Genomic DNA, 20518 nt, shown 5'->3' with positions numbered 1-20518 from the left:
CGCCGAACATCGTGCCCCGCCTCCTGTTACTGCTGCTCGCCCTTCTCAGCGGGCTCGCCACCGCGGCCGATTCCGCACCGGACGCCGACCCCGAACTGGAACGCGCCGCGCGCCTGCGCGATGAGGCCAAAGTGCTGCGCACACAGGCCGACGACACGCTCGCGACGAAGCTGCCGGCCTGCTACGAGCGTTTTCTGGTCAACCGCTGCATCAGCAACGAGAAGGAAGCACGCCTCGAAACGATCCGTCAGGCGCGCGAAATGGAAATCGAGGCCAGCCGCATCGAACTGGCGCAGAAGCAGCGTGCCGCCGCGGCGAGCGGGCGCACCGCCACCGACGCGCCGACCCAGCCCGCCGCGCCGACGCCGCCCGAGGCGTTTGCCATCCAGCCCGACCCGACTGCCGAGGGCACGCGGCGCCAGCGCGAAGCCGACGCTGCACGCGCCACCGCAGCGCAGCAGACCGAACGGCAGCAGAAGGACGCCGAAAAGGCCAGCGCGCGCGCGAAAGCCGAGGCCGAAGCGGCCGAGCGTGCCGCCGCCGCCGAACGCGACCGCGCACGCTACGAGGAACGGATGCGCAAGCGCGAAGCGGACAAAGCCAAGGGAACTGCCAACTGAAACGGCGCAGCCCGCTCACGCGGCGCGGGCGTCTGACGACTCAACGCAGCGCCCAGGCGAGCGCATCCTCGAGGCGGTCGTTGCCCCAGAACAGTTCCTCGCCGACACGGAAGCTCGGTGCACCGAATAGTCCCAGTTCGCTCGCCCGCTCGGTCTGACGGCGCAGCGCGAGCTTGTTTTTCTCGCTGACGGCCGCGGCCAGCAATTCCTGCGCCGGCAAGCCGAGCCCGGCGAGGATTTCGGCAATCACCACGGGTTCCCCGATCTCGCGATCCTCGGCGAAATTGGCGAGCATCACCGCGCGCGAGAACGCCGCCACCCAGCCCGGCTCGACCCCCAGCAGCGCCACCCGCGCGGCGAGCATGCCGTTGCGCGGGAAGCGGCTGGGCATGCGGAAAGGCAGGTCGTATTTGTCCGCCAACCGTGCCAGATCGCGCCACATGTAGCGTCCTTTCGGCGGGTAGATGTTGAACGGCGAATCGTTCCAGCCCATCGCCAGGAACACCGGCCCGAGCAAAAACGGGCGCCATATGACCTCGACGCCCGCCTTTTCGGCCAGCGCATCGATGCGCATCACCGACAGATAGGAATAGGAACTGGCAAATTCGTACCAGAATTCGATCTTGGGGCGTGACATGTCGCGGCACTCCAATTCGCTTGACGGTCTGTAGCACTTTAGCCGATCCGGGGCGCGCATGCGCCCCGCCCACTCACGCCACGCGATGCACGCGGACCCGGCCGGCCAGCGCGGCGCACACCCGACTGCTCGTGCGCGGATCGAACCACCCCACCAGCCGCCGCATCCAGCCCGTCTGCAATGCAGTCGTCGCAGTTCGTTGCGTCGATCGCAGGATGAATTCCGCCCCGTGCGAAGTCGTCATCACGACCCCCGAAGCATGCGACAGGGTGAAGGACTGACTCGGATTGAGCACAATGTCGCGGCTGTCGCCATCCTGGGTCAGCCACACACTGCCTTTGCAGGCGATGACTTCGACGCCGAGAGCCTGATCCAGAACCATCGTTTCGCGTGGTGCCAGCACCATCCGGGTGATTTCCGAACGCGCATCCATGATGAACTCCTTAAACGGCGATTTCGGATGCACATCGTGCATCTATCCGTACCGCCATGACTGCAGTATCGTCATAAAATACTGGTCAAACAAACGGCAAATGCGCATCCAAAGCATGCGTAAATATCATGCATACGCAACTTTCCCACCTCCCGCCGCTCGACCCGCTGCGCGGCTTCGTCGCCGCGGCGCGGCATCTGAGCTTCACGCGCGCCGCCGAAGAGCTCTTCCTGACCCAGTCGGCGATCAGCCGCCAGATACAGACGCTCGAAGCGGCACTGGGGGTGCCGCTGTTCGTGCGTGGCATCCGCCGTCTTGCGCTGACGGCCGAGGGTGCGCGTCTGGCCGCTGCGGCGGAAGGCTGGCTCGACGATTACGCCGCGCTCGCCGACACCTTTCGCCAGCGCGGCCCGCGGCCGGTGACCGTCACTGCCAGCATCGGCATCTCCGCGCTGTGGCTGGTACCGCGACTGTCGCGCTTTCAGGGGCTCCACCCGGATATCGACGTGCGCGTCGCGGCGAGCAACCGCATGCTCGATCTCGCACGCGAAGGCGTGGACCTTGCAGTTCGCTACTGCGCCGACCGCGACGCCCCGGCCGGCGCCGAACGCCTGTTCGGAGAATCGGTGGTGCCGGTGGCGAGCCCGGCACTCGCCGCACGTCCGCTCGACCGCGATACGCTACCCGAAACCGTGCTGCTCGATTTCGACGATCCCCGCTATCCGTGGTTGCGGTGGAACGACTGGCTGGCGGCGATGGGGCTGGACAAGATCCGACCGCGTGCGGTGCTGGTCTTCAACCACTATGACCAGCTGATCCAGGCAGCCGTTGGCGGCCAGGGGATCGCGATCGGCCGCGCCCAGTTGCTCGACCAGTTGATTGCCGACGGACGCTTGAAGCTCGTGGGCAGCGGCCGCCGCGAGATGACCGGCCGCGGCTTCTGGCTCGTCACCGCCCCCGGGACACCACGCCCCGAAGTCGCGCGCTTTGCGGACTGGCTGCGCACCGAGGCTGCTGCAACGGCGTGAAGCGGAGATGGCGGCGTGATTGTGTCCCCGCAGCCATTGCTGCGGCGAACCGGTCAGTTCGCGGACGGCGGGCGGTTGGCGATCCAGATACCCACGCCAACCAGCGCCAGTGCCAGATAGATCGCCGGCGTCAGCGTCTCGCCGAGCAGCAGCGCGCCGGCGAGCACGCCCATCACCGGCGTGAGAAAGGAAAACGACGACAGGCGCGTCGCGGGGTACTGCGAGATGAGCCAGAACCAGGCCACGTAGCTCGCCGAGGCGACGATCACGACCTGGAATGCGAAGCTCGCCCATACTGCCGCGGAGGGCGCGAAGACCCCCGGCTCGCCGAAGAGCAGCGACAGCGACAGCAAGGCCAGCGCCGACACGCCCAACTGATACAGCAGGGTTTTCTCGGCCGACGCGCGGGCCAGCGGGCTGACCTTCACGGTCAGCGTCGTCGCGGCCCACGCCACCGCGGCGAGCAGCATCATCAGGTCACCGATCCAGGCCTTCCCGGCCGGTCGCAACAGGCTCTCGCCGAACAGCGCCAGCACTCCGGCGAAGGCCAGCGCCATGCCCGCCCATTGCGCTCGGCGCATGTGCTCGTGGGGCAGCAGCCAGACGGCACCGAGCGCGACCATGAAGGGGGCGGTATAGAGGAAGATCACGCCGCGCGACGCGGTGGTGTATTGCAGAGCACCGAAGATCAGCGCGAACTCGGCGGCGAACAGCAGGCCGGCGAGCAGCCCCGGTGCGAGCGTGCCGTCGGCCTCGCGCAGCTTCACGCCGCGCAGCTGCGCCCACGCCAGCACCAGCAGGGTCGCGCCGAGCGAGCGCAGGCCCGCCTGCCACATCGGCGAAATGCCGGCGTTCGCGACCTTGATCGCGACCTGCTGCAGACCCCAGATCGTGCACAACACCACCATCATCACGATGGCGAGGCGGTCGAGGTGCGGACGATTCGGCGGCACGCGGGCTGCCGCCTCAATCCACCACGGTCACCGGCGCGCTGCCGGAGGGAAACTGCAGGCGCCCGCGCAGTTCGCGCGTCACCTCGATGTGCCCGTCCGCTGCGACGCGCAGCGCGTGCTCGATGCCGTAACGACGGGTGTATTCGCGCCAGTTGTCACCGGCGATGAAGGGCGGCTTGCTGGCGGCGTCCGACAGCGTGCCGGCGCCCTCGCGCGGCGTGATCAGCACCGTCAGCGACTGCGTCGCGTCGGCCGGACCGCCGCTGCGCGGATCGAGCAGATGCGAATAGCGCTTGCCGTCGAGTTCGAAATAGCGCTGATAGTCGCCGGAGGTGCCGATCGCTTCGCCGTCGTAGAGCGGCAGGGTCGCCAGCGGCTGCGGCTCGCGCGGGTGCTGCAGGCCCAGGCGCCACGGCGTGTCGCCCTTCTTGCCGAGCGCCATGACGTTGCCGCCGATATTGATCAGCGCATTTTCAATGCCCTTGCTGCGCAGGATCGCCACCGCGCGGTCCAGCGCGTAGCCCTTGGCGTAACCGCCGAGGTCGAGCTTGACGGCAGGATTGCGGCTTCCGACCTGGTTTCCCGTGATCACCAGATCCGACATGCGCGGACTTGCCTCCAGCACCGCCTGCAATGCCGCAGGGTCGGGGCGGCGCGGCACGAATTCGTCGGCATGGAATCCCCACATTTCGATCAGCGCGCCCATCGCCGGGTTGAACAGCGAATTACCCAGTTCGGACAGGCGCTGCGCGTCGGTCAGCATCGTCGCGAGTTCGCCCGACACGGTCGCAATCTCGCCGCGCGCGATCGCCGCGTTGAGCGTCGTCAGTTCGGACGGCTCCCAGGCGTGATACGTGCGATGCAGGCGATCGAACTCGCGCAGCACCGCGGCCATCGCCTCGTCGGCCAGTTCGCGCGATTCCCCATACACGGTCAGATCGACCCGCGTACCGAACACGTAGGCTTCCTGGCGGTGCAGTTCCGGGCGTGTGCAGGCCGCCATCATCACGGCTAACAAGAAGACCAGCAAAGCCGCGGCACAGCGGCCGGCGATTCCCCGCATGACCATCAGATGCAAGCCTGTTCGAGCTTGTCGACGAACAGCGCCGCAATGGAAAAACCGGTCTGCGCCTCGATCTCGACAAAGCAGGTGGGGCTCGTGACGTTGATTTCGGTCAGATGCCCGCCGATCACGTCGAGGCCCACCACCAGCAGGCCGCGCGCCCACAGAATCGGCGCGAGGCATTCGGCAATCTCGCGCTCGCGCGCGGTCAGCGCCATCGCGACGCCGCGCCCGCCGGCGGCGAGGTTGCCGCGCGTCTCACCGGCCTTGGGAATGCGCGCCAGCGAATACGGCACTACTTCGCCGCCGACGATCAGCACGCGCTTGTCGCCCTCGGCGATCGCCGGCAGGTAGCGCTGCGCCATGATGGTGCGCACGCCGTCGTGAGTCAGCGTCTCGACGATCACGTTGCGGTTGGGGTCGTCGGCGCGCACGCGGAAAATCTGGCTGCCGCCCATGCCGTCGAGCGGCTTCAGGATCACGTCACCCAGCTCGTCGATGAAGGCATGCACGTCGACCGCATCGCGGGCGACCAGCGTGGTCGCAATGAGCTGCGGAAATTCGCAGATCGCGAGCTTTTCCGAATGGTCGCGGATCGCACGCGGATCGTTGAACACGCGCGCGCCGCCGGCCACCGCGCGCTCCAGCAGCCAGGTCGCGGTGACGTACTCGAAGTCGAACGGCGGATCCTGGCGCATGATCACGGCGTCGAAGGCGGTCAGTGGCAGCACCGCCTCGTCGCCGGCGACATACCAGTCGTGATCGTCGTCGGTCGGGCTGATCGCCAGGGCGCGCGCGGCGACGACGCCGTCGCACCAGCTCAGCGCCTCGCGGCGGATCGCGAACACCGAATGTCCGCGCGCCGCCGCGGCGCGCATCATCGCGATGCTGGAATCCTTGTAGGCCTTGAGCTTGTCGAGCGGATCGAGGATGAAGGCGAGTTTCAGGCTACGCGACATGGGGCTTGCTCATGACTGGCTCAGGCCACCATATCGGCTTCGGCCGGCGCGGTTTCCTCTATCTCGACCGATGCCGCGAGCAGCGCCAGGCGCGCCACCACACCATAAGCGTAGAAGCGGTTGGGCGCGGCGTCCGGTGCCTGACGGCAGTCCGGCAACGAGCAGCAGGTCTGGAACGCGAGCGGCTTGAAGTGCATGCCCGGCGCATTGAGATTCTCGTCGCGGCCACGCTCGGTGTGCACGCGGTAGAAACCGCCGACGACGAAGCGATCCATCATGTACACGACCGGTTCGGCAACCGCGTCATCGACCGTCTCGAAGGTATGCACACCTTCCTGGATGATCACTTCCTGCACCTGCAGGCCTTCCTTGACGACGCTCATCTTGTTGCGCTGGCGGCGGTTCAGGCCCTTCACCTCGGACGCATCGCGTACCGTCATCACGCCCATGCCGTAGGTGCCGGCATCGGCCTTCACGACCACGAAAGGAGTCTCGTCGATGCCGTATTCGCGGTACTTCTCGCGGATACGCTGGAGGAGGCTGTCGACCTGCACCGCGAGGCACTCCTCGCCGGTACGCTCCTGGAAGTTGATCTGGCCGCACACGCCGAATTCCGGGTTGATGCGCCACGGGTCGATGCCGATCACGTCGGCGAACTCGCGCGCCACGCGATCGTAGGCCGCCGCATGTATCGACTTGCGCCGCACATGCCAGCCGGCGTGCAGCGGCGGGATCAGCCACTGTTCGTCGAGCCCCTTGAGGATCGGCGGGATGCCCGCCGACAAGTCATTGTTGAGCAGGATCGCGCAGGGATCGAAGCCCGCCAGCCCCACCCGTGCACCGTGCCGCTCCAGCGGCTCCAGCGTCAGCGTGCTGCCGTTGGGCAGCTCCAGCGTCATCGGCGCGGTCACTTCGGGCAGCAGCGACCCGACGCGCACGTCCAGGCCGGTGAGTTGCAGCACCGACACCAGCTTGGCGACGTTCTGCAGGTAGAACAGGTTGCGCGTGTGGTTCTCGGGAATCAGCAATAGCTGCCGCGCATCCGGGCAGATGCGCTCGATCGCGTCCTGCGCCGCCTGCACGCACAGCGGCATGAAGACGTCGTTGAGGTTGTTCCAGCCACCGGGAAACAGGTTCAGATCCACCGGCGCGAGCTTGAAGCCGGAATTGCGCAGGTCGGTCGACGCGTAGAAAGGCGGCATGTGGTCCTGCCACTGCGTGCGCATCCAGCGTTCGATCTCCGTGGCATGGCCGAGGAAGCGCTTCTCCAGTTCCAGCAAGGGGCCGGTCAGCGCAGTCGTCAGATGAGGGACCATAAGGATTTTCCCGGAAAAAACGCCGCAGACGGACGCGCTGCGGCGGATGATTTGGCACCAATATTACCTTACTCCGCGCCCACACCGCTCAGACCGCGGCGAAGGCGCGAAAGTGCTCCGGCAACGGCGCATTCTCGAGACTGCGCTGGGTGAACAGATAACGGCCATCGCAGACAAACCCCAGATCGCCCCAGTCGACGGCGTTCAGCGCGTCGCGCAAAGCTGCCAGATCGACATCCGCGCGACGCGGAAACACCGCCAGCACCGAACCGTCGTAATGCGGGCAGTCGTGCAGGAAGAACGGTCGCGCCTGACGCGTGCGGCCATTCACATAGACGCGCGGGCGCTCCGACTGGTAGTAGCCGCGCCCCCAGTGCCACCAGTTGCGCTCGTCGAAAGCCTGCACGCGGCGGGCGATCAGGCGCGATTTGTGCGGCAACAGCGCTGGCGGCGGCGCGTCCGTCGGCTCCACCCACAGCATGCGCCGGGTCTTGCCCGTCTTCACCGTCGCCGAACACACGAACTCGCGATTGCCGGCACGTTCGTCGGCATACAGGTCATCCGCACCCGACACCGCCCCGACCTTGACGAAGGCGACGTCCGACAGGCGCAGCGGATAATCGCCGTGCGCAAACATCAGGTGACCGGCGCACTCGATCAGATGGCGCGTTTCCCACGCCGGCGCCGCCAGCGCATCAGCGAGCCGGTCGCCGACGCCGATCTCCGCATAACGCATCGAGCGCTCGAAACAACCCTTCTCGAAGCGCCAGATCAGGCAGTTCGGCACCGCGTCGTCGAATACCCGCGCATCGCCCAGCTCGATCGCATCGGTGATCGTCCCGCTTGCCATCATCAGCCGGTTGAGCTTCACCGCGGACGTCACTTTCAGGAAGTCGCGCGGCGTGATGAAGATCAGCTCGCCACCTGGCGCCAGGTGGCGCAGGCATTTCTCGATGAAGAACAGGTAGAGATTGGAGCGCCCGTCGAAATGCTCGGCCTGCAACAGCACACGTGTCGCGGCCGGAATATCCTGGAAGCGCACATAGGGCGGATTGCCGATGATCGTGTCGAACCGCTCGGCTTCCCGATACGCGAAGAAGTCCTCGTTCAGCGCCCCCGGCGGGCAATGCGCGGCGTCGAACTCGATCCCGACCGCCCCCGGCAGATGACGCAGAAAAGCCCCGTCGCCGCACGACGGCTCCAGCACGCGGCCGCGATTCCTGCGCAACGCGAGCATCGCCTGCACCACCGCCTCCGGCGTGAACACCTGGCCGAGCGCGGCAACGTCGCGCAAGCCGAGCTCGATCTGCGCGCTCACGCGATGGCTCCGGCCACGCGCATCGCACGGCGAGCCTCGTAAAACGATACGCAGGGGCAGGTCATCGTGATGTATTCGTCTGGAGCGAAGGTCTGGGCCCGCGGAAGATAAACCGCGCGGGGATTGCGTGCAAACTTGGCATTTTTTCGAGGTGACGTGGTCTCGCAACTGACTATTTCGTCCATTTCCCGCGCAACCGGGGCGGGTCGGAAGGTTGTCGAAGAATTTTACAGTGCAGCAGAGAGATACATCATGCTTATTGCGGAATTGTTCCGATACAAAGGGATATATGACATGGCTTGAAATATGCTTTGTTTTCATTGACATATTTTCGAACGAGCCAGTTCCTGTATTCCTACAAGAAGAAGATCATGATGCCACAACCAAAAAGACTGACTTGCGCCGCCCTTGCGGCCATCCTCGCGGCGATCGTGCCGTCCGCCGCCCATGCACTGCTGCTGACCGACATCGAAAGCCTCGGCAGCTACGCCGGTCTTGCCACGGTGACGGTCAGTCGCAGCGGCCCCACGCCTGCCGCGACGGCGTCGGGCACGGTCGCAGCGATCAGCGGGACGACGACCTTCGTCATGGCGTGGACGGGCGGCAGCACCGATTACGCTTCCCCGTTCGCCGCCCTTTCCGGCGACCCCCTGTTCGCAATCGACTTCGGTTCGCTGCTTGCGGGAAGCGCACCAGTGAGTCTCGGGCGGCATGTATTCGAGCTTTCGCTCGACCCGGCCGACGTGGATCTGGGTGCGCTGAACCTCACCGGACCGTCCCTTGGCGATCTTGCCGGACTCCTCGCACTTGCCGAGGGCGCCAACGATCGCGCCAGTTGGACGGACGAAGTGCGCCAGGGGATCTTCAGCGCGACATACCACCTGTTCCTGTTCGACCTTGCCGGAGGGACTGGATCATCCAGCGAACTCGCACAACTCGAGCCGAACGTCTCGGTAACCGCTGTGCCGGAGCCCGGTCTGCTGGCCCTGATCGGCGTCGGGCTCGCCGGGCTCGCTGCAAGCCGTCGCCATAAGGCGGTCTGACAACTGCCACGTCGTGGGTCGTCCGGCACATGAGGTCGGGCGGTCCTCTCGTGGCGCGGCGTGCGTGCGCCGAACCTTCTGCGTCTGAATTGCGTCGAAATGCCAAAGCGGGGGCACTATAGGCATGTCGGCCGTTGCCGCGCATGACGTACCCGAGAACGGCAAGGCAAGCATGAACCTGTCAGCAATGGACGCCGCAGAACTGCGCGACGCGCGGGATCTTCTGGAAAACCCCGGACTCGCCGCGAAGATCAGCAACCTGATCGGATCGCCGATCGAGCGCGGATTTGCGATGCTACCGCAGAGCTGGAGCATGGCCGTCAACGAAGCGACCCGCCAGGCCATCGAAAAGGCGCTGGATGTCGCGCTGCGCACGCTCGCTCACGACCACCTGCAAAAGCCGTCCAATATGTGGCACAAGCTCGCCGTCGGCACGACCGGCGCAGCCGGCGGCGCTTTCGGTCTCGCGGCGCTGGCGATCGAGCTGCCGCTTTCGACCACCGTGATGCTGCGTTCGATTGCCGACATCGCGCGCAGCCAGGGCGAAGACCTGCACAGCCCCGAGGCACGACTACAATGCGTGCAGGTACTCGCCCTGGGCGGGCAGGCGCGCAGTGACGATGCCGCGGAAACGGGTTATTTCGCCGCACGCGCCGCGCTCGCGAAAGCCGTATCGGAAGCCGCGAGACACGTCGCGCAGCATGGCGCTGCCGCCACGGGCGCGCCGGCAATCGTGCAGTTGATCACGCAGATCACATCGCGCTTCTCGATCAATGTGTCGCAGAAGGTCGCCGCACAGGCCGTGCCGGTGATCGGCGCCGTCGGCGGTGCAGTGGTCAACACGCTGTTCATCGATCATTTTCAGGACATGGCCCGTGGTCACTTCGTCGTGCGCAGGCTGGAGCGCCTGTATGGCGCGGAGGAAATCAGGCGGGTTTATTCGGGCTTCTAGCCGGGGAGGAAGCAATGGTGCTGCGCATTGTGCGACTGGGCAGCGCGAGAGCCGAGCATGAGGGCCTGCGGATCGGCACCGTCCGCAGACCGCCGCGGGGCGTACCGAAGGCCGACTACGCGTCGCAGAACTGGTACGACGTCTGGTATCCGAACCTGGCGCCGAGCGTCGAAACGATGAAACTGGCGCAAGAGGCCACGACGACGCAGGAATGGCAGGCCTTCGCCAGGCGCTATCGCGTCGAGATGGGCACGCCCGAAAACAGCCGCACACTCGACGTGCTCGCGGCATTGTCGCATCACGCGGATTTTTCTGTCGGTTGCTACTGCGCCGACGAGACTCGCTGCCATCGATCCCTGCTGCGCGAGTTGCTGGTCAGCAAGGGAGCGAAGCTCGAACCTGCGGCAGTTCGCCGGGAAGACGATCGCGAGGATGCGTTCCGCTGAAACAATAAAAAACCCACCTTGCCCTGCTGCTTCGTGCAACAGGACAAGGCAGGTCTGAACGCGTGTCCGGTCTTATCCCTCGAATACCCAGAAAAGGAGATACGCAAACATCGCACCACCCAACACAAACCATGCATATACAGCTGCGGGCCAACGAATCCTGTTGAAATACGTATCGTTGATCCGCCGATGTGGGGTAGCCGCCGGATCGACAGCCAGTCGCCGGCGCTCTTCCGTCGTCAAGGGCGTGTCGTACTTGGGATAGCCTGTGGCGCTCATCCGTTTAACCTCCTTGCCTGCATCCCAGGCGACGACCGAGCGCGGAGCACACGCTCAATTCCAGTATAGGTCGTCACCCTGTTCCCGCAAGCGCGGGGGTTAGTTGAGTCCCCTGTCAGGCCACCCACCGGTCGCCAAGAGAACACGTCATGACCCACCACACCGCGGAAAACGACAGCCGCCTCCTCGCCCTGATCAGCGTCACCCTGATCGTGCTGCTGATCGTTTCGGGCATCCGGCCCTATGACCATGCGACATGGGCGCTGGAGGTGCTGCCGGTGTTCATCGCCCTGCCGGTGATGTGGGCGACCTATCGGCGCTTTCCGCTGAGCACCCTGCTCTACGTGTGCATCTTCCTTCATGCCGTGGTGCTGATCGTCGGCGGTACCTACACTTATGCACGGGTTCCGTTCGGCTTTCAGCTCGCCGAATTCTTCGACTTGAGCCGCAATCCCTACGACAAGATCGGGCACTTCTTCCAGGGCTTTGCCCCCGCGCTGATCGCGCGCGAGATCCTGATCCGCGGTGCCTACGTGCGCGGCACGCGAATGCTCGCGTTCATCGTGGTCTGCATCGTACTGGCGATCAGCGCCACGTATGAGTTCGTCGAGTGGTGGGTGGCGCTGGCGCTCGGACAGGGCGCGGACGAGTTCCTCGGCACGCAGGGAGACCCGTGGGACACGCAGTCAGACATGTTTCTCGCGCTGATCGGGGCGGTCACGGCGCTGCTGGGATTTTCGCGCCTGCAGGACCGGCAGATCCGGCGTCTGCGGGATCCCGCGCGCACCCCCTGAACCGTTCAGGGGGGCGGCCCGGCGATCCGTCAGGGCACAACTATTGCACTGCAACATATGCCCATATGATTTAATCGCAGTCGGCCGGGATGTACAGCTCGCGCATTGCATTGCCCGGCATGAGACGGCACTCACCGCAACAATCTCGAACAGGAGCAATTCATGGACTTACGCGTGGACTCCGCGCATCAGACCGCCGAGCACGCTTTCGACTCGGGCCTGTACTGCGCAGAAAGCGTCGTGCGGGCGCTGGCGCGAGCACAGGGCGAGGAGTCGGAGCTGCTGACACGGATTGCGACGGGTTTTTGCAGCGGCATGGCGCGCACCTGCGGTCCCTGCGGTGCCTTGAGTGGCGGCATCATCGGCATCGGGCTGGCGCTGGGACGCGCTCAGGCGGGTGAGCCGGTGCAATCGGCCTACTCGGCAGTGCAGACCTTCATCGGTGACTTCGAACACGCGTTTGGCGCGCGCAACTGCGACGCGCTGCTCGGATGCGATCTCGGGACCGCCGAAGGCCAGGCAATCTTCAGGGAGCGCCGACTGCACGAGCGCTGTCGTGAATTCACCGCCCGCGCGGCGGAGCTGGCCGCCGGGGCGATTGCGCGCCACGCCGCGGTGGAGAGGGCGCTGACGGCGTAGGCGCGCCCGCTCCGGCATCGGCAAACGCGCGGTTTGCGCGCCGTGCCGGCGGCCTATCGGGCCAGTTTTGCGAGTTTTGCCAGGTACGCGCGAATGCGCTTCGCATTCGCGCCGACATCGCTGAGCCCGACACGCGACACGGAGCGCACGTCGATCCGGCTGCCACTGCCCGCGGGCGTGATGCGCACCACGACGTCGTCCTTGAAGCCGAACCAGACGGTGGTCGCCGTCGCTTCGATACGGCCGGCGTCTGCATCCTGCGCAGTCAGCTCCCAACCCATCCCTTTGGCTGCCGTGACTGCCCGCGCAAACGCCGCGGGCGGTGCCAGCGGCACGATCAGCGGCTGGATGTCGGGATACGCGAGGCGCTGCGCTTCGGCGACGTCCATGTTGCGCTCGGTCACCGCATTCGCCGTCTCGCCACGCCGCGCGAGCGCCGCGACGAAGGCCGGTGGATCTCCGGCATCGGTACTGATGTCGTGAATTGCCGGCAACGTTCGCGCCTGCTGGAGCCAGTACGCGGGAATCGCCGCAACAGCGAGTCCGAGCACCAGCGCGCCAGCGAACGCTCGGGCCTGCCCGGCCCTGAGCTTCGGCACCAGCAATCCGACCAGCCCCACCGCTGCCGCGGCAAGGCCGAGGAACGCGGCCCACTTCAGCAGCTGGAAACCGACCGGGAACGGCCACAGGCCGAAACGCGTGCCGGAACCCGAGACGAACATCGCCATCGCGGCAAGCAGGGCGACGGCTAGCGTGAGATGGGACGATTTCATCAAGGCCGCTTCCCCTGTATCAGTTTCCGTTCCGGCACCGACTTACTCGATGTTCTGGACCTGTTCGCGCATTTGCTCGATCAGCACCTTCATTTCCATCGCGATGCCGGTGATCTCGGTCGCGGAGGACTTGGAGGCGAGCGTGTTGGCTTCGCGGTTGAGTTCCTGCATCAGGAAGTCCAGGCGCTTGCCCGCGGCCCCGCCGGCCTTGAGGATGCGTTCGACTTCGTCGAGGTGTGCGGTGAGGCGCGACAGTTCTTCGGCAACGTCGATGCGCTGGGCGAACAGCGCGACTTCCTGGCGAATGCGGTCTTCGTCGAGCGAGGCGACGGCGTCGCGCAGGCGCGCGGTGAGTTTGTCCTGATATTCGGCGACCAGTTCGGGCATGCGCGGCTGCGCCTGGGCGACCAGTTCGCGCATGCGCACGAGGCGCTCGCGGATCATCGCGGCGAGCTTGTCGCCTTCGCGGCGGCGCGTGGCGACGAGTTCGTCGAGCGCGGCCTGCGCGAGTTCCAGGATCGCCGGCTGCAGTTCGTCGAATTTGACGCCGTCGTCGGCGAGCATGCCCGGCCAGCGCAGCACCTCGGCCACCGACATGTGGGCCGCATCATGCATGCGGTCGCGCACGCGGGTCTCCGCCTCGCGCAGCTGCTCGAGCAGCGCGGCGTTGAGCGCCAGGCTGCGCGGCGCAGCACCGTTGGTCTGCAGATTGAGGCGACATTCGACCTTGCCGCGGGTCAGACGCGCGGCAATCCGCTCGCGGATCGCCGGCTCGGCCTGGCGCAGTTCATCGCCGATGCGGAAGAACAGGTCGAGATAGCGCGAATTGACGCTGCGCAGTTCAAGATTGAGACTGACGCGCCCCAGGTCGCGGTTCTGCACCGCGAAGCCGGTCATGCTGTGGATCATGAATAGTGGTCTCCGGGAAGCTGCCGCGATCATTTACACTGCAGGCCCCACACAAAAAAATGCCGTGGAAAGCCGGATTCCAGCCTTCCCCCTAAATGCCGCCGCAAACCAACTGCCCTCTTCCCGCCGGCTTTCAGCTGGATCAGTACCGAATCGAGCGGCAGCTGTCACTCGGCGGCTTCTCGATCGTGTATCTCGCGCACGACCAGGAAGGCACGCCGGTCGCGATCAAGGAATATCTGCCCAATTCGCTGGCGCTGCGCAAGGACGGCGAGCTTGAACCGCAGGTTCCGGAAGAGAATATGCCGGCCTTCCGCTACGGCATGAAGTGCTTTTTCGAGGAAGGCCGTTCGCTTGCGAAGCTGATGCACCCGAACGTGGTGCAGGTACTCAATTTCTTTCGCGCCAACGGCACAGTGTACATGGTGATGCAGTTCGAGCGCGGGCGCACGCTGCACGACTATATCCAGAAACACCGCGGCGAGGTGAGCGAACGCTTCATCCGTGCAGTGTTCACCCGCATGCTGAACGGGCTGCGCGAGGTGCATGCGCACAAGCTGCTGCATCTCGACATCAAGCCGTCGAACATTTACCTGCGCAACGACGGCACGCCGGTATTGCTGGATTTTGGCGCGGCGCGGCAGACGCTGGCGAGCGACCAGCCGGTTCTCAAGCCGATGTACACGCCGGGTTTCGCCTCGCCGGAGCAGTTCAGCCACCGCGACGCACTGGGGCCGTGGAGCGATATCTACAGCGTCGGCGCCAGCCTGTACGCGTGCATCGCGGGTACGGCGCCGCTGCGCTCCGACGAGCGCGCCAAGCGCGATACCCTGGCGCCGGTGGGCAAGACGCATGCGTCACAGTATTCCGAGCAGTTGCTGCAGACGGTGGACTGGTGCCTCAAGCTGGACCCGCTGTCACGCCCGCAAAGCGTGTATTCGCTGCAGAAGGCATTGATTCGCAGGGAAGAAGGCGATGCCGTGCACGCCGGTCTGTTCGCGGACCTCGGCGCACGGCTCAAATCCTTTATCGGACGCACATGAGGAAGCGGCGGTGAAGTTCACGATCTACCAGGAAAGCCGCATCGGCCGGCGCAAGACCAACCAGGACCGCCTGGCCTATTGCTATTCGCGCGACGCGTTGCTGATGGTGATTGCCGACGGCATGGGCGGGCACCTGCATGGCGACGTCGCGGCACACATCGCCGTGCAATTCATCACCGAAGCGTTCCAGCGCGAGGCGCGACCGACGCTGCACGATGCGTCGCTGTTCCTGTCGCGCGCGCTGACCAACGCCCACAACGCGATCCTCGACTACGCCTTCGACAAGAACCTCGAAGAGGCGCCGCGCACCACGGTGGTCGCGTGCATCGCCCAGGACGGTTTCGCGCACTGGGCGCACGCCGGCGATTCGCGCCTGTACGTGCTGCGTCAGGGCCAGATCGCCGTGCATACACGCGACCATTCGCGCGTACAGCTGATGATGGATCAGGGCCTGATCAACGCCGAGGAGGCCGCCCACCACCCCGGGCGCAACCGCGTGTATAGCTGTCTCGGCGGCAACCACCCGCCGCAGGTCGAATTCTCGAAGCGCCTGGCGCTGCGCGACGGCGACGTGATCGCGTTGTGCACCGACGGGGTGTGGGGCCCGGTACGCGACGCCGGCTTGCTGGAAGGCCTGGCCGGCGAGGACATCATGACGGCCGTGCCGAAACTGATGGATCGTGCCGAACAGATCGCCGGCGCAACCTGCGACAACCTTTCGATGATCGCGATGCGCTGGCACGACGACACGACGCAGCCGCACGCGGATGCGGTGTCGACCCAGACGATGGCGCTGGACAATTTCACCACCCAGCTCGAAAGCTTCGAGCGCACCCATGCGCCCGCGACCGGTTACGACATCACCGACGACGACATCGAAAAGGCGATCGACGAGATCAACGCCGCCATTCACAAGTTCAGCAAATAGGAAGTCCACATGCGCCCCAGCCAACGCCGGCCCGACGAACTCCGTCAGGTCAGGATCACCCGCAATTTCACCTGCCACGCCGAAGGCTCGGTGCTGGTCGAATTCGGCGCCACGCGCGTGCTGTGCACCGCCAGCATCGAGGACTCCGTGCCGCCCTTCCTGCGCGGCAAGGGCCAGGGCTGGCTGACCGCCGAATATGGCATGCTGCCCCGCTCCACCCACACCCGCAGCGCGCGCGAGGCGGCCAAGGGCAAACAAAGCGGACGCACGCAGGAAATCCAGCGCCTGATCGGACGCAGCCTGCGCGCAGTGGTGGATCTTTCCGCGCTGGGCGAGCGTCAGATCATCATCGACTGTGACGTGCTGCAGGCCGACGGCGGCACCCGCACCGCGGCGATCACCGGTGCCTGCGTCGCGGTGCATGATGCGATTGCGACGCTGGTGGCCAAGGGCAAGCTCGCTGCCAGCCCGCTGCGCGACTTCGTCGCCGCGGTGTCGGTCGGGATGTATCAGGGCAAGCCGGTGCTCGATCTGGACTATGCTGAAGATTCGGACTGCGACACCGACATGAACGTGGTGATGACCGGTGCCGGCGGCTTCGTCGAAGTCCAGGGCACCGCCGAAGGTACGCCGTTTTCGCGCGACGAACTGAATGCGCTGCTGGCACTCGCGGAAGCAGGCATCCGGCAGTTGATCGACGCGCAAAAGGCGGCGATTGCGGAGCAGTGACACGATGAACAAGCGTCTCGTACTCGCCAGCAACAACCCGAAAAAAGCCGTCGAAATGACGGCACTGCTGGCGCCGCTGGGCATCGAGGTGGTGCCGCAGTCGGCGTTCGACATTCCGGAAGCGGATGAACCGCACCACACTTTCGTCGAGAACGCGCTGGCGAAGGCGCGCCATGCGGCCGCGCTGAGCGGGCTGCCGGCGGTCGCCGACGACTCCGGGCTGTGCGTGACGGCGCTCGGCGGCGCACCCGGCGTGCAGTCGGCACGCTATGCCGGCGAACCGAAATCCGATGCGCGCAACAACGCGCTGCTGATCCAGCGGCTCGACGGGTTTAGCGACCGCAGTGCGTTCTTCTACTCGGTGGTGGTGTTGGTACGCCATGTCGACGACCCGCGCCCGCTGATCGCGGACGGCGAGTGGCACGGCAGGATTCTCGGCGCCCCGCGCGGCGACGCCGGCTTCGGCTACGACCCGCTGTTCTACGTGCCGCAGATGAATCAGACGGCGGCCGAGCTGGATGCGAAGCTGAAGAACACGCTGAGCCACCGCGGCGCGGCGATGCGCCATCTGCTGACGCGCCTGGAGTCGCACCCGCTGTGAGCGAGCGTCGCATCATCCCGCTCGCGGTCGCACCGGCCGCGGGCGGCAGCCCCGCCGCACTGCCCGAACGCCCGCAACTGAAGGCCTCGCCGCCGCTCGCGCTGTATGTGCATTACCCGTGGTGCGTGAAGAAGTGTCCGTACTGCGACTTCAACTCGCACGCGCTGCGCGCCGGCGGCGGCGACATCCCCGAACAGGCATATATCGACGCGCTGATCGCAGACCTCGAAACGGCACTGCCGCAGGTGTGGGGCCGCCGCGTGCACTCGGTGTTCATCGGCGGCGGCACGCCGAGCCTGATGTCGGCTGCCGGGCTGGACCGCCTGCTCACCGGCATCCGCACGCTGTTGCCGCTCGACCCGCTGGCGGAAATCACGCTCGAGGCGAATCCCGGCACCGTCGAGGCCGGCCGTTTCCGCGACTATCGCGCCGCCGGCGTGAATCGCCTGTCGCTGGGCATCCAGAGCTTCAACGACAGCCATCTCGAGCGTCTCGGCCGCATCCACGGCGGCGACGAGGCACGCCGCGCCATCGACACCGCGTTGGCGCACTTCGAGCGCGTGAACCTCGACCTGATGTACGCGCTGCCCGAACAGTCGCTCGCCGAGGCCCTCGCCGACCTCGACACCGCGCTCGCGTTCGGCGTGAGCCACCTGTCGGCCTATCACCTGACGCTGGAACCGAACACGCCGTTCGCGCACAGCCCGCCGCCGCTGCCCGATGCCGACGCCTCGGCCGACATGCAGGATGCGATCGAGGCACGCCTCGCCGCGGCCGGTTTCCGCCACTACGAGACCTCGGCCTTCGCCCGCCCGGGCCAGGAATGCCGCCACAACCTCAATTACTGGGCTTTCGGCGACTACCTCGGCATCGGCGCCGGCGCGCACGGCAAGCTCTCGAGCCACGAAGGCATCGTCCGCGAGATGCGCCACAAACACCCGGGGCGTTATCTCGAAGGCGCACAGAAGGGCGATTTCGTGCAGGAACGGCGCGACGTCGGCGTCGCCGAACTGCCCTTCGAGTTCATGATGAACGCACTGCGCCTGACCGACGGCTTCCCGCGCCGCCTGTTCGCCGACCGCACCGGCGTGCCGCTCGCCGCGATCGAGGCCGAACTGGCCGACGCGCGCCGGCGCGGCCTGATCGAGATCACCGCCGACCACATCCGCCCGACCGAACAGGGGCGGCACTTCCTCAACGATCTGTTGACGCTGTTCCTGCGCGACTGATACCTACGAAACTACGGCGCCTCGCACAGGCAATGCCCGTACAGGTGCTGCGGGTCGTTCCAGCGCAGCAGCTCGGCGGCCTGGGCCTGCACGCCGGCAAGCAGCTGCTGCAGCGGCGAATCCACTGCGGGGCTGAGCGGCGCGGCGACCGACAGCAGGCGCCGCAGCAGCAGGTGTCCGAGATTCACGTCGGACTCCGGCCACACGGTCTCGAAGCGCTCGAGTCTTGCGCGCCGCGCGGCGGCGGCGATGGCGTCGTCGAGGCCGCCGAGCTGGTCGACCAGACCGAGCTTGTCCGCCGCTTCGCCGGTCCATACGCGGCCGCGGGCGATCGGGTCGACTTCCGCGACGGGCATGCCGCGTGCGGCGGCGACCGTTTCGAGGAAGCGCCGGTAATTGTGGTCGATGCCGAGTTGCAGCGCCTTCGCGGCCTCCGGGGGAAGCGGGCGGCGCGGGTCGAAGGCGCCCGCGAGCGGGCCGGTGGCGACGCCATCGACGGTCACACCGAGCTTGTTGAGCGGTTCCGCGAGTTCGGGAAACAGCGCGAAGATGCCGATCGATCCCGTCAGGGTTTCGGGGCGCGCCCAGATCTCGTCGGCGCCGGCCGCGATCCAGTAGCCGCCGGACGCCGCCACCGAACTCATCGATGCGACCACCGGCTTGCCGGCGCGGCGCGTGAGCTCCAGCTCGCGGCGAATCACTTCGGACGCCCACGCGCTGCCGCCGGGGCTGTCGATGCGCAGCACCAGCGCCTTGATGCGCTCGTCCTCGCGCAGGGCGCGGATCTGCTGCGCCAGGCTGTCGCCGCCGACCGAATCGGCGTCGGCGCCGCCGTCGATGATCGTGCCCTGCGCCACCAGCACCGCGACACGGTCGTCTTGCTGCGGGCGCGCGGCGCGCACCGCGGCGAGATAGTCGTCGAGGTCGACGCGCAGGAAGTCCTTGCCGTCGTCGCTGGCGCCCACGCGCATCTTGAGCAGCTCGCGCCACTCGTCGCGCTGGCTGATGGTGTCGATCAGGCCCGTCTCGCGCGCCGCGCGCGCGGTGTCGCCCGCACTGGCGGCCAGCACGCCGGCGTAGTCGTCCACATAGCGCGCGAGCGTTTCCGGGGCCAGCTTGCGGCTCGCGGCGACGCGCTCGCGCAACACGTTCCACAGTGCGTCCAGCAGGTCGCGCGAGGCTTCGCGGTCCTCGTCCGACATGCCGGTGCGCGTGAACGGTTCGCTGAAGGATTTGTACTCGCCGACGCGGAACACATGCACCTTCACACCCAGCGAATCCAGCGCGCCCTTGAAATAGCTGACGTTGCGCGCGAGGCCCGGGAACAGCACGAAACCATCGGGCGCCAGATGCACTTCGTCCGCCGCGCTCGCGAGGTAATACTGGCCTTGCGTGAAGCGCTCGCCGCGCGCCAGCACCGGCTTGCCGCTGCTTCGGAACGCAGTGATCGCCTCGCGCAACTCGGAGAGTTTCGACAGCCCCGACTTGCCGAGTCTGTCGGTCTCGATCACCAGCATCTTGATGCGCGCGTCGTCGCGCGCGGCATGGATGGCTTCGAGCAGGTCGTGCAGCGCGGTCTGCGCGACGGGCACGCCGCCGGAACGGATCAGCCCGAGCGCATCGTCGAGCGTGCGCCGCTCGACCAGCGCACCGGTCGGGCGCAGCACCAGCGCCGCGCCGTCCGGGACCGACGGGGCCGGATACAGGACGAACGCCAGTATTGCCGCCAGCAGGATCAGGAAAACAAGGTTGACCACGACGCGGCGCAGCGCCTCGATGGTGCGCCCGAGTCCCGCGAAGAACCTGCCCACAGAGCTCCACATGCG

General features: G+C 66.4%; 23 protein-coding genes. 12 read left to right on the top strand and 11 right to left on the bottom strand.

Annotated elements, in window-relative coordinates; all coding sequences use genetic code 11:
* Positions 1-11 precede the first annotated feature (11 nt).
* A complete protein-coding gene (locus GPA25_RS12680) occupies positions 12-620 on the top strand; it encodes a hypothetical protein (protein ID WP_343034920.1) in 609 nt (202 codons plus the stop codon).
* A gap of 40 nt (positions 621-660) precedes the next feature.
* Here GPA25_RS12680 and GPA25_RS12675 read toward each other — a convergent pair whose 3' ends face one another.
* Together GPA25_RS12675 and GPA25_RS12670 are read right to left on the bottom strand one after the other, a co-directional pair.
* Positions 661-1257 (bottom strand): 2-hydroxychromene-2-carboxylate isomerase, encoded by a 597-nt coding sequence (locus tag GPA25_RS12675; protein WP_169260763.1) that lies wholly within the window; start codon positions 1255-1257, stop codon positions 661-663.
* Between the two features lie 73 nt (positions 1258-1330).
* The gene (locus GPA25_RS12670) at positions 1331-1690 is read right to left on the bottom strand and encodes a DUF2917 domain-containing protein (protein ID WP_169260762.1); all 360 of its coding nucleotides are present in this window, start codon (positions 1688-1690) and stop codon (positions 1331-1333) included.
* A gap of 128 nt (positions 1691-1818) precedes the next feature.
* On the opposite strand from GPA25_RS12670, the gene GPA25_RS12665 reads away from it, so the two are divergent.
* On the top strand, positions 1819-2718 hold the full coding sequence (locus tag GPA25_RS12665) for a LysR substrate-binding domain-containing protein (RefSeq protein ID WP_169260761.1): 900 nt from the start codon (positions 1819-1821) through the stop codon (positions 2716-2718).
* Between the two features lie 53 nt (positions 2719-2771).
* On the opposite strand, the gene GPA25_RS12660 is transcribed toward GPA25_RS12665, so the two are convergent.
* The 5 genes from GPA25_RS12660 to GPA25_RS12640 form a co-directional block, all read right to left on the bottom strand.
* Complete coding sequence (locus GPA25_RS12660) at positions 2772-3629, bottom strand: DMT family transporter (RefSeq protein WP_169260801.1); 858 nt, start codon at positions 3627-3629, stop codon at positions 2772-2774.
* A gap of 55 nt (positions 3630-3684) precedes the next feature.
* Positions 3685-4734 (bottom strand): FAD:protein FMN transferase, encoded by a 1050-nt coding sequence (locus GPA25_RS12655; RefSeq protein ID WP_425486389.1) that lies wholly within the window; start codon positions 4732-4734, stop codon positions 3685-3687.
* 5 nt (positions 4735-4739) lie between these two features.
* The gene (gene gshB / locus GPA25_RS12650; protein ID WP_169260759.1) at positions 4740-5693 is read right to left on the bottom strand and encodes a glutathione synthase; all 954 of its coding nucleotides are present in this window, start codon (positions 5691-5693) and stop codon (positions 4740-4742) included.
* 20 nt (positions 5694-5713) lie between these two features.
* Entirely contained in the window at positions 5714-7009 is a 1296-nt protein-coding gene (gene gshA / locus GPA25_RS12645; protein WP_169260758.1) for a glutamate--cysteine ligase, read from the bottom strand.
* An 88-nt stretch (positions 7010-7097) separates the two neighbouring features.
* Positions 7098-8327: an Eco57I restriction-modification methylase domain-containing protein gene (locus GPA25_RS12640; protein WP_169260757.1), complete on the bottom strand. Its 1230-nt coding sequence runs from the start codon at positions 8325-8327 to the stop codon at positions 7098-7100.
* A gap of 371 nt (positions 8328-8698) precedes the next feature.
* Between GPA25_RS12640 and GPA25_RS12635 the strand changes: the two genes are divergently transcribed.
* From GPA25_RS12635 to GPA25_RS12625, 3 genes are all read left to right on the top strand, one after another.
* Complete coding sequence (locus GPA25_RS12635; RefSeq protein WP_169260756.1) at positions 8699-9370, top strand: PEP-CTERM sorting domain-containing protein; 672 nt, start codon at positions 8699-8701, stop codon at positions 9368-9370.
* 172 nt (positions 9371-9542) lie between these two features.
* Positions 9543-10322: an EcsC family protein gene (locus GPA25_RS12630; protein ID WP_169260800.1), complete on the top strand. Its 780-nt coding sequence runs from the start codon at positions 9543-9545 to the stop codon at positions 10320-10322.
* Positions 10323-10336: 14 nt separating this feature from the next.
* A complete protein-coding gene (locus GPA25_RS12625; RefSeq protein ID WP_169260755.1) occupies positions 10337-10768 on the top strand; it encodes a DUF488 domain-containing protein in 432 nt (143 codons plus the stop codon).
* 72 nt (positions 10769-10840) lie between these two features.
* Here the strand turns inward: GPA25_RS12625 and GPA25_RS12620 are convergent, their stop codons facing one another.
* Positions 10841-11047: a hypothetical protein gene (locus tag GPA25_RS12620; RefSeq protein WP_169260754.1), complete on the bottom strand. Its 207-nt coding sequence runs from the start codon at positions 11045-11047 to the stop codon at positions 10841-10843.
* A gap of 149 nt (positions 11048-11196) precedes the next feature.
* Between GPA25_RS12620 and GPA25_RS12615 the strand changes: the two genes are divergently transcribed.
* Both GPA25_RS12615 and GPA25_RS12610 read left to right on the top strand, forming a co-directional pair.
* Complete coding sequence (locus tag GPA25_RS12615; protein ID WP_169260753.1) at positions 11197-11841, top strand: DUF2238 domain-containing protein; 645 nt, start codon at positions 11197-11199, stop codon at positions 11839-11841.
* Between the two features lie 162 nt (positions 11842-12003).
* Complete coding sequence (locus GPA25_RS12610; protein WP_169260752.1) at positions 12004-12480, top strand: C-GCAxxG-C-C family protein; 477 nt, start codon at positions 12004-12006, stop codon at positions 12478-12480.
* 53 nt (positions 12481-12533) lie between these two features.
* On the opposite strand, the gene GPA25_RS12605 is transcribed toward GPA25_RS12610, so the two are convergent.
* Complete coding sequence (locus GPA25_RS12605) at positions 12534-13253, bottom strand: DUF1499 domain-containing protein (RefSeq protein WP_169260751.1); 720 nt, start codon at positions 13251-13253, stop codon at positions 12534-12536.
* Between the two features lie 42 nt (positions 13254-13295).
* On the bottom strand, positions 13296-14162 hold the full coding sequence (locus GPA25_RS12600) for a YicC/YloC family endoribonuclease (protein ID WP_169260750.1): 867 nt from the start codon (positions 14160-14162) through the stop codon (positions 13296-13298).
* Positions 14163-14257: 95 nt separating this feature from the next.
* On the opposite strand from GPA25_RS12600, the gene GPA25_RS12595 reads away from it, so the two are divergent.
* From GPA25_RS12595 to hemW, 5 genes are read left to right on the top strand one after another with little or no spacing between them, the layout of a single operon-like run.
* Positions 14258-15205, top strand: coding sequence for a serine/threonine protein kinase (locus GPA25_RS12595; RefSeq protein ID WP_169260749.1), 948 nt, complete (start codon positions 14258-14260; stop codon positions 15203-15205).
* A 10-nt stretch (positions 15206-15215) separates the two neighbouring features.
* Entirely contained in the window at positions 15216-16133 is a 918-nt protein-coding gene (locus GPA25_RS12590; protein WP_169260748.1) for a protein phosphatase 2C domain-containing protein, read from the top strand.
* A gap of 9 nt (positions 16134-16142) precedes the next feature.
* Positions 16143-16862 carry a ribonuclease PH gene (gene rph, locus GPA25_RS12585; RefSeq protein ID WP_169260747.1) on the top strand — a complete coding sequence of 240 codons (720 nt, stop codon included), beginning with the start codon at positions 16143-16145 and terminating at the stop codon, positions 16860-16862.
* A 4-nt stretch (positions 16863-16866) separates the two neighbouring features.
* Positions 16867-17463, top strand: a complete 597-nt coding sequence (gene rdgB, locus GPA25_RS12580; protein ID WP_169260746.1) for an RdgB/HAM1 family non-canonical purine NTP pyrophosphatase — start codon at positions 16867-16869, stop codon at positions 17461-17463.
* Positions 17460-18692 carry a radical SAM family heme chaperone HemW gene (gene hemW, locus GPA25_RS12575; protein WP_169260745.1) on the top strand — a complete coding sequence of 411 codons (1233 nt, stop codon included), beginning with the start codon at positions 17460-17462 and terminating at the stop codon, positions 18690-18692. The genes rdgB and hemW overlap by 4 nt, the downstream gene beginning before the upstream one ends.
* Positions 18693-18703: 11 nt before the next feature.
* Here the strand turns inward: hemW and sppA are convergent, their stop codons facing one another.
* Positions 18704-20515: a signal peptide peptidase SppA gene (gene sppA, locus GPA25_RS12570; protein ID WP_169260744.1), complete on the bottom strand. Its 1812-nt coding sequence runs from the start codon at positions 20513-20515 to the stop codon at positions 18704-18706.
* Between the last annotated feature and the right edge of the window lie 3 nt (positions 20516-20518).

The sequence above is a fragment of the Aromatoleum diolicum genome, assembly GCF_012910955.1.
GTDB lineage: Bacteria > Pseudomonadota > Gammaproteobacteria > Burkholderiales > Rhodocyclaceae > Aromatoleum > Aromatoleum diolicum.
This window is presented reverse-complemented; position numbering and strand designations above follow the sequence as displayed.

What these genes read in the sequence shown, in the direction of transcription:
- GPA25_RS12675 (WP_169260763.1), bottom strand. Translation starts at nt 1,257, where the DNA reads ATGTCACGCCCCAAGATCGAATTCTGGTACGAATTTGCCAGTTCCTAT.
- GPA25_RS12670 (WP_169260762.1), bottom strand. Translation starts at nt 1,690, where the DNA reads ATGGATGCGCGTTCGGAAATCACCCGGATGGTGCTGGCACCACGCGAA.
- GPA25_RS12665 (WP_169260761.1), top strand. Translation starts at nt 1,819, where the DNA reads ATGCATACGCAACTTTCCCACCTCCCGCCGCTCGACCCGCTGCGCGGC.
- GPA25_RS12660 (WP_169260801.1), bottom strand. Translation starts at nt 3,629, where the DNA reads ATGATGGTGGTGTTGTGCACGATCTGGGGTCTGCAGCAGGTCGCGATC.
- GPA25_RS12655 (WP_425486389.1), bottom strand. Translation starts at nt 4,734, where the DNA reads ATGCGGGGAATCGCCGGCCGCTGTGCCGCGGCTTTGCTGGTCTTCTTG.
- gshB (WP_169260759.1), bottom strand. Translation starts at nt 5,693, where the DNA reads ATGTCGCGTAGCCTGAAACTCGCCTTCATCCTCGATCCGCTCGACAAG.
- gshA (WP_169260758.1), bottom strand. Translation starts at nt 7,009, where the DNA reads ATGGTCCCTCATCTGACGACTGCGCTGACCGGCCCCTTGCTGGAACTG.
- GPA25_RS12635 (WP_169260756.1), top strand. Translation starts at nt 8,699, where the DNA reads ATGATGCCACAACCAAAAAGACTGACTTGCGCCGCCCTTGCGGCCATC.
- GPA25_RS12630 (WP_169260800.1), top strand. Translation starts at nt 9,543, where the DNA reads ATGAACCTGTCAGCAATGGACGCCGCAGAACTGCGCGACGCGCGGGAT.
- GPA25_RS12625 (WP_169260755.1), top strand. Translation starts at nt 10,337, where the DNA reads ATGGTGCTGCGCATTGTGCGACTGGGCAGCGCGAGAGCCGAGCATGAG.
- GPA25_RS12620 (WP_169260754.1), bottom strand. Translation starts at nt 11,047, where the DNA reads ATGAGCGCCACAGGCTATCCCAAGTACGACACGCCCTTGACGACGGAA.
- GPA25_RS12615 (WP_169260753.1), top strand. Translation starts at nt 11,197, where the DNA reads ATGACCCACCACACCGCGGAAAACGACAGCCGCCTCCTCGCCCTGATC.
- GPA25_RS12610 (WP_169260752.1), top strand. Translation starts at nt 12,004, where the DNA reads ATGGACTTACGCGTGGACTCCGCGCATCAGACCGCCGAGCACGCTTTC.
- GPA25_RS12605 (WP_169260751.1), bottom strand. Translation starts at nt 13,253, where the DNA reads ATGAAATCGTCCCATCTCACGCTAGCCGTCGCCCTGCTTGCCGCGATG.
- GPA25_RS12600 (WP_169260750.1), bottom strand. Translation starts at nt 14,162, where the DNA reads ATGATCCACAGCATGACCGGCTTCGCGGTGCAGAACCGCGACCTGGGG.
- GPA25_RS12595 (WP_169260749.1), top strand. Translation starts at nt 14,258, where the DNA reads ATGCCGCCGCAAACCAACTGCCCTCTTCCCGCCGGCTTTCAGCTGGAT.
- rph (WP_169260747.1), top strand. Translation starts at nt 16,143, where the DNA reads ATGCGCCCCAGCCAACGCCGGCCCGACGAACTCCGTCAGGTCAGGATC.
- rdgB (WP_169260746.1), top strand. Translation starts at nt 16,867, where the DNA reads ATGAACAAGCGTCTCGTACTCGCCAGCAACAACCCGAAAAAAGCCGTC.
- sppA (WP_169260744.1), bottom strand. Translation starts at nt 20,515, where the DNA reads ATGTGGAGCTCTGTGGGCAGGTTCTTCGCGGGACTCGGGCGCACCATC.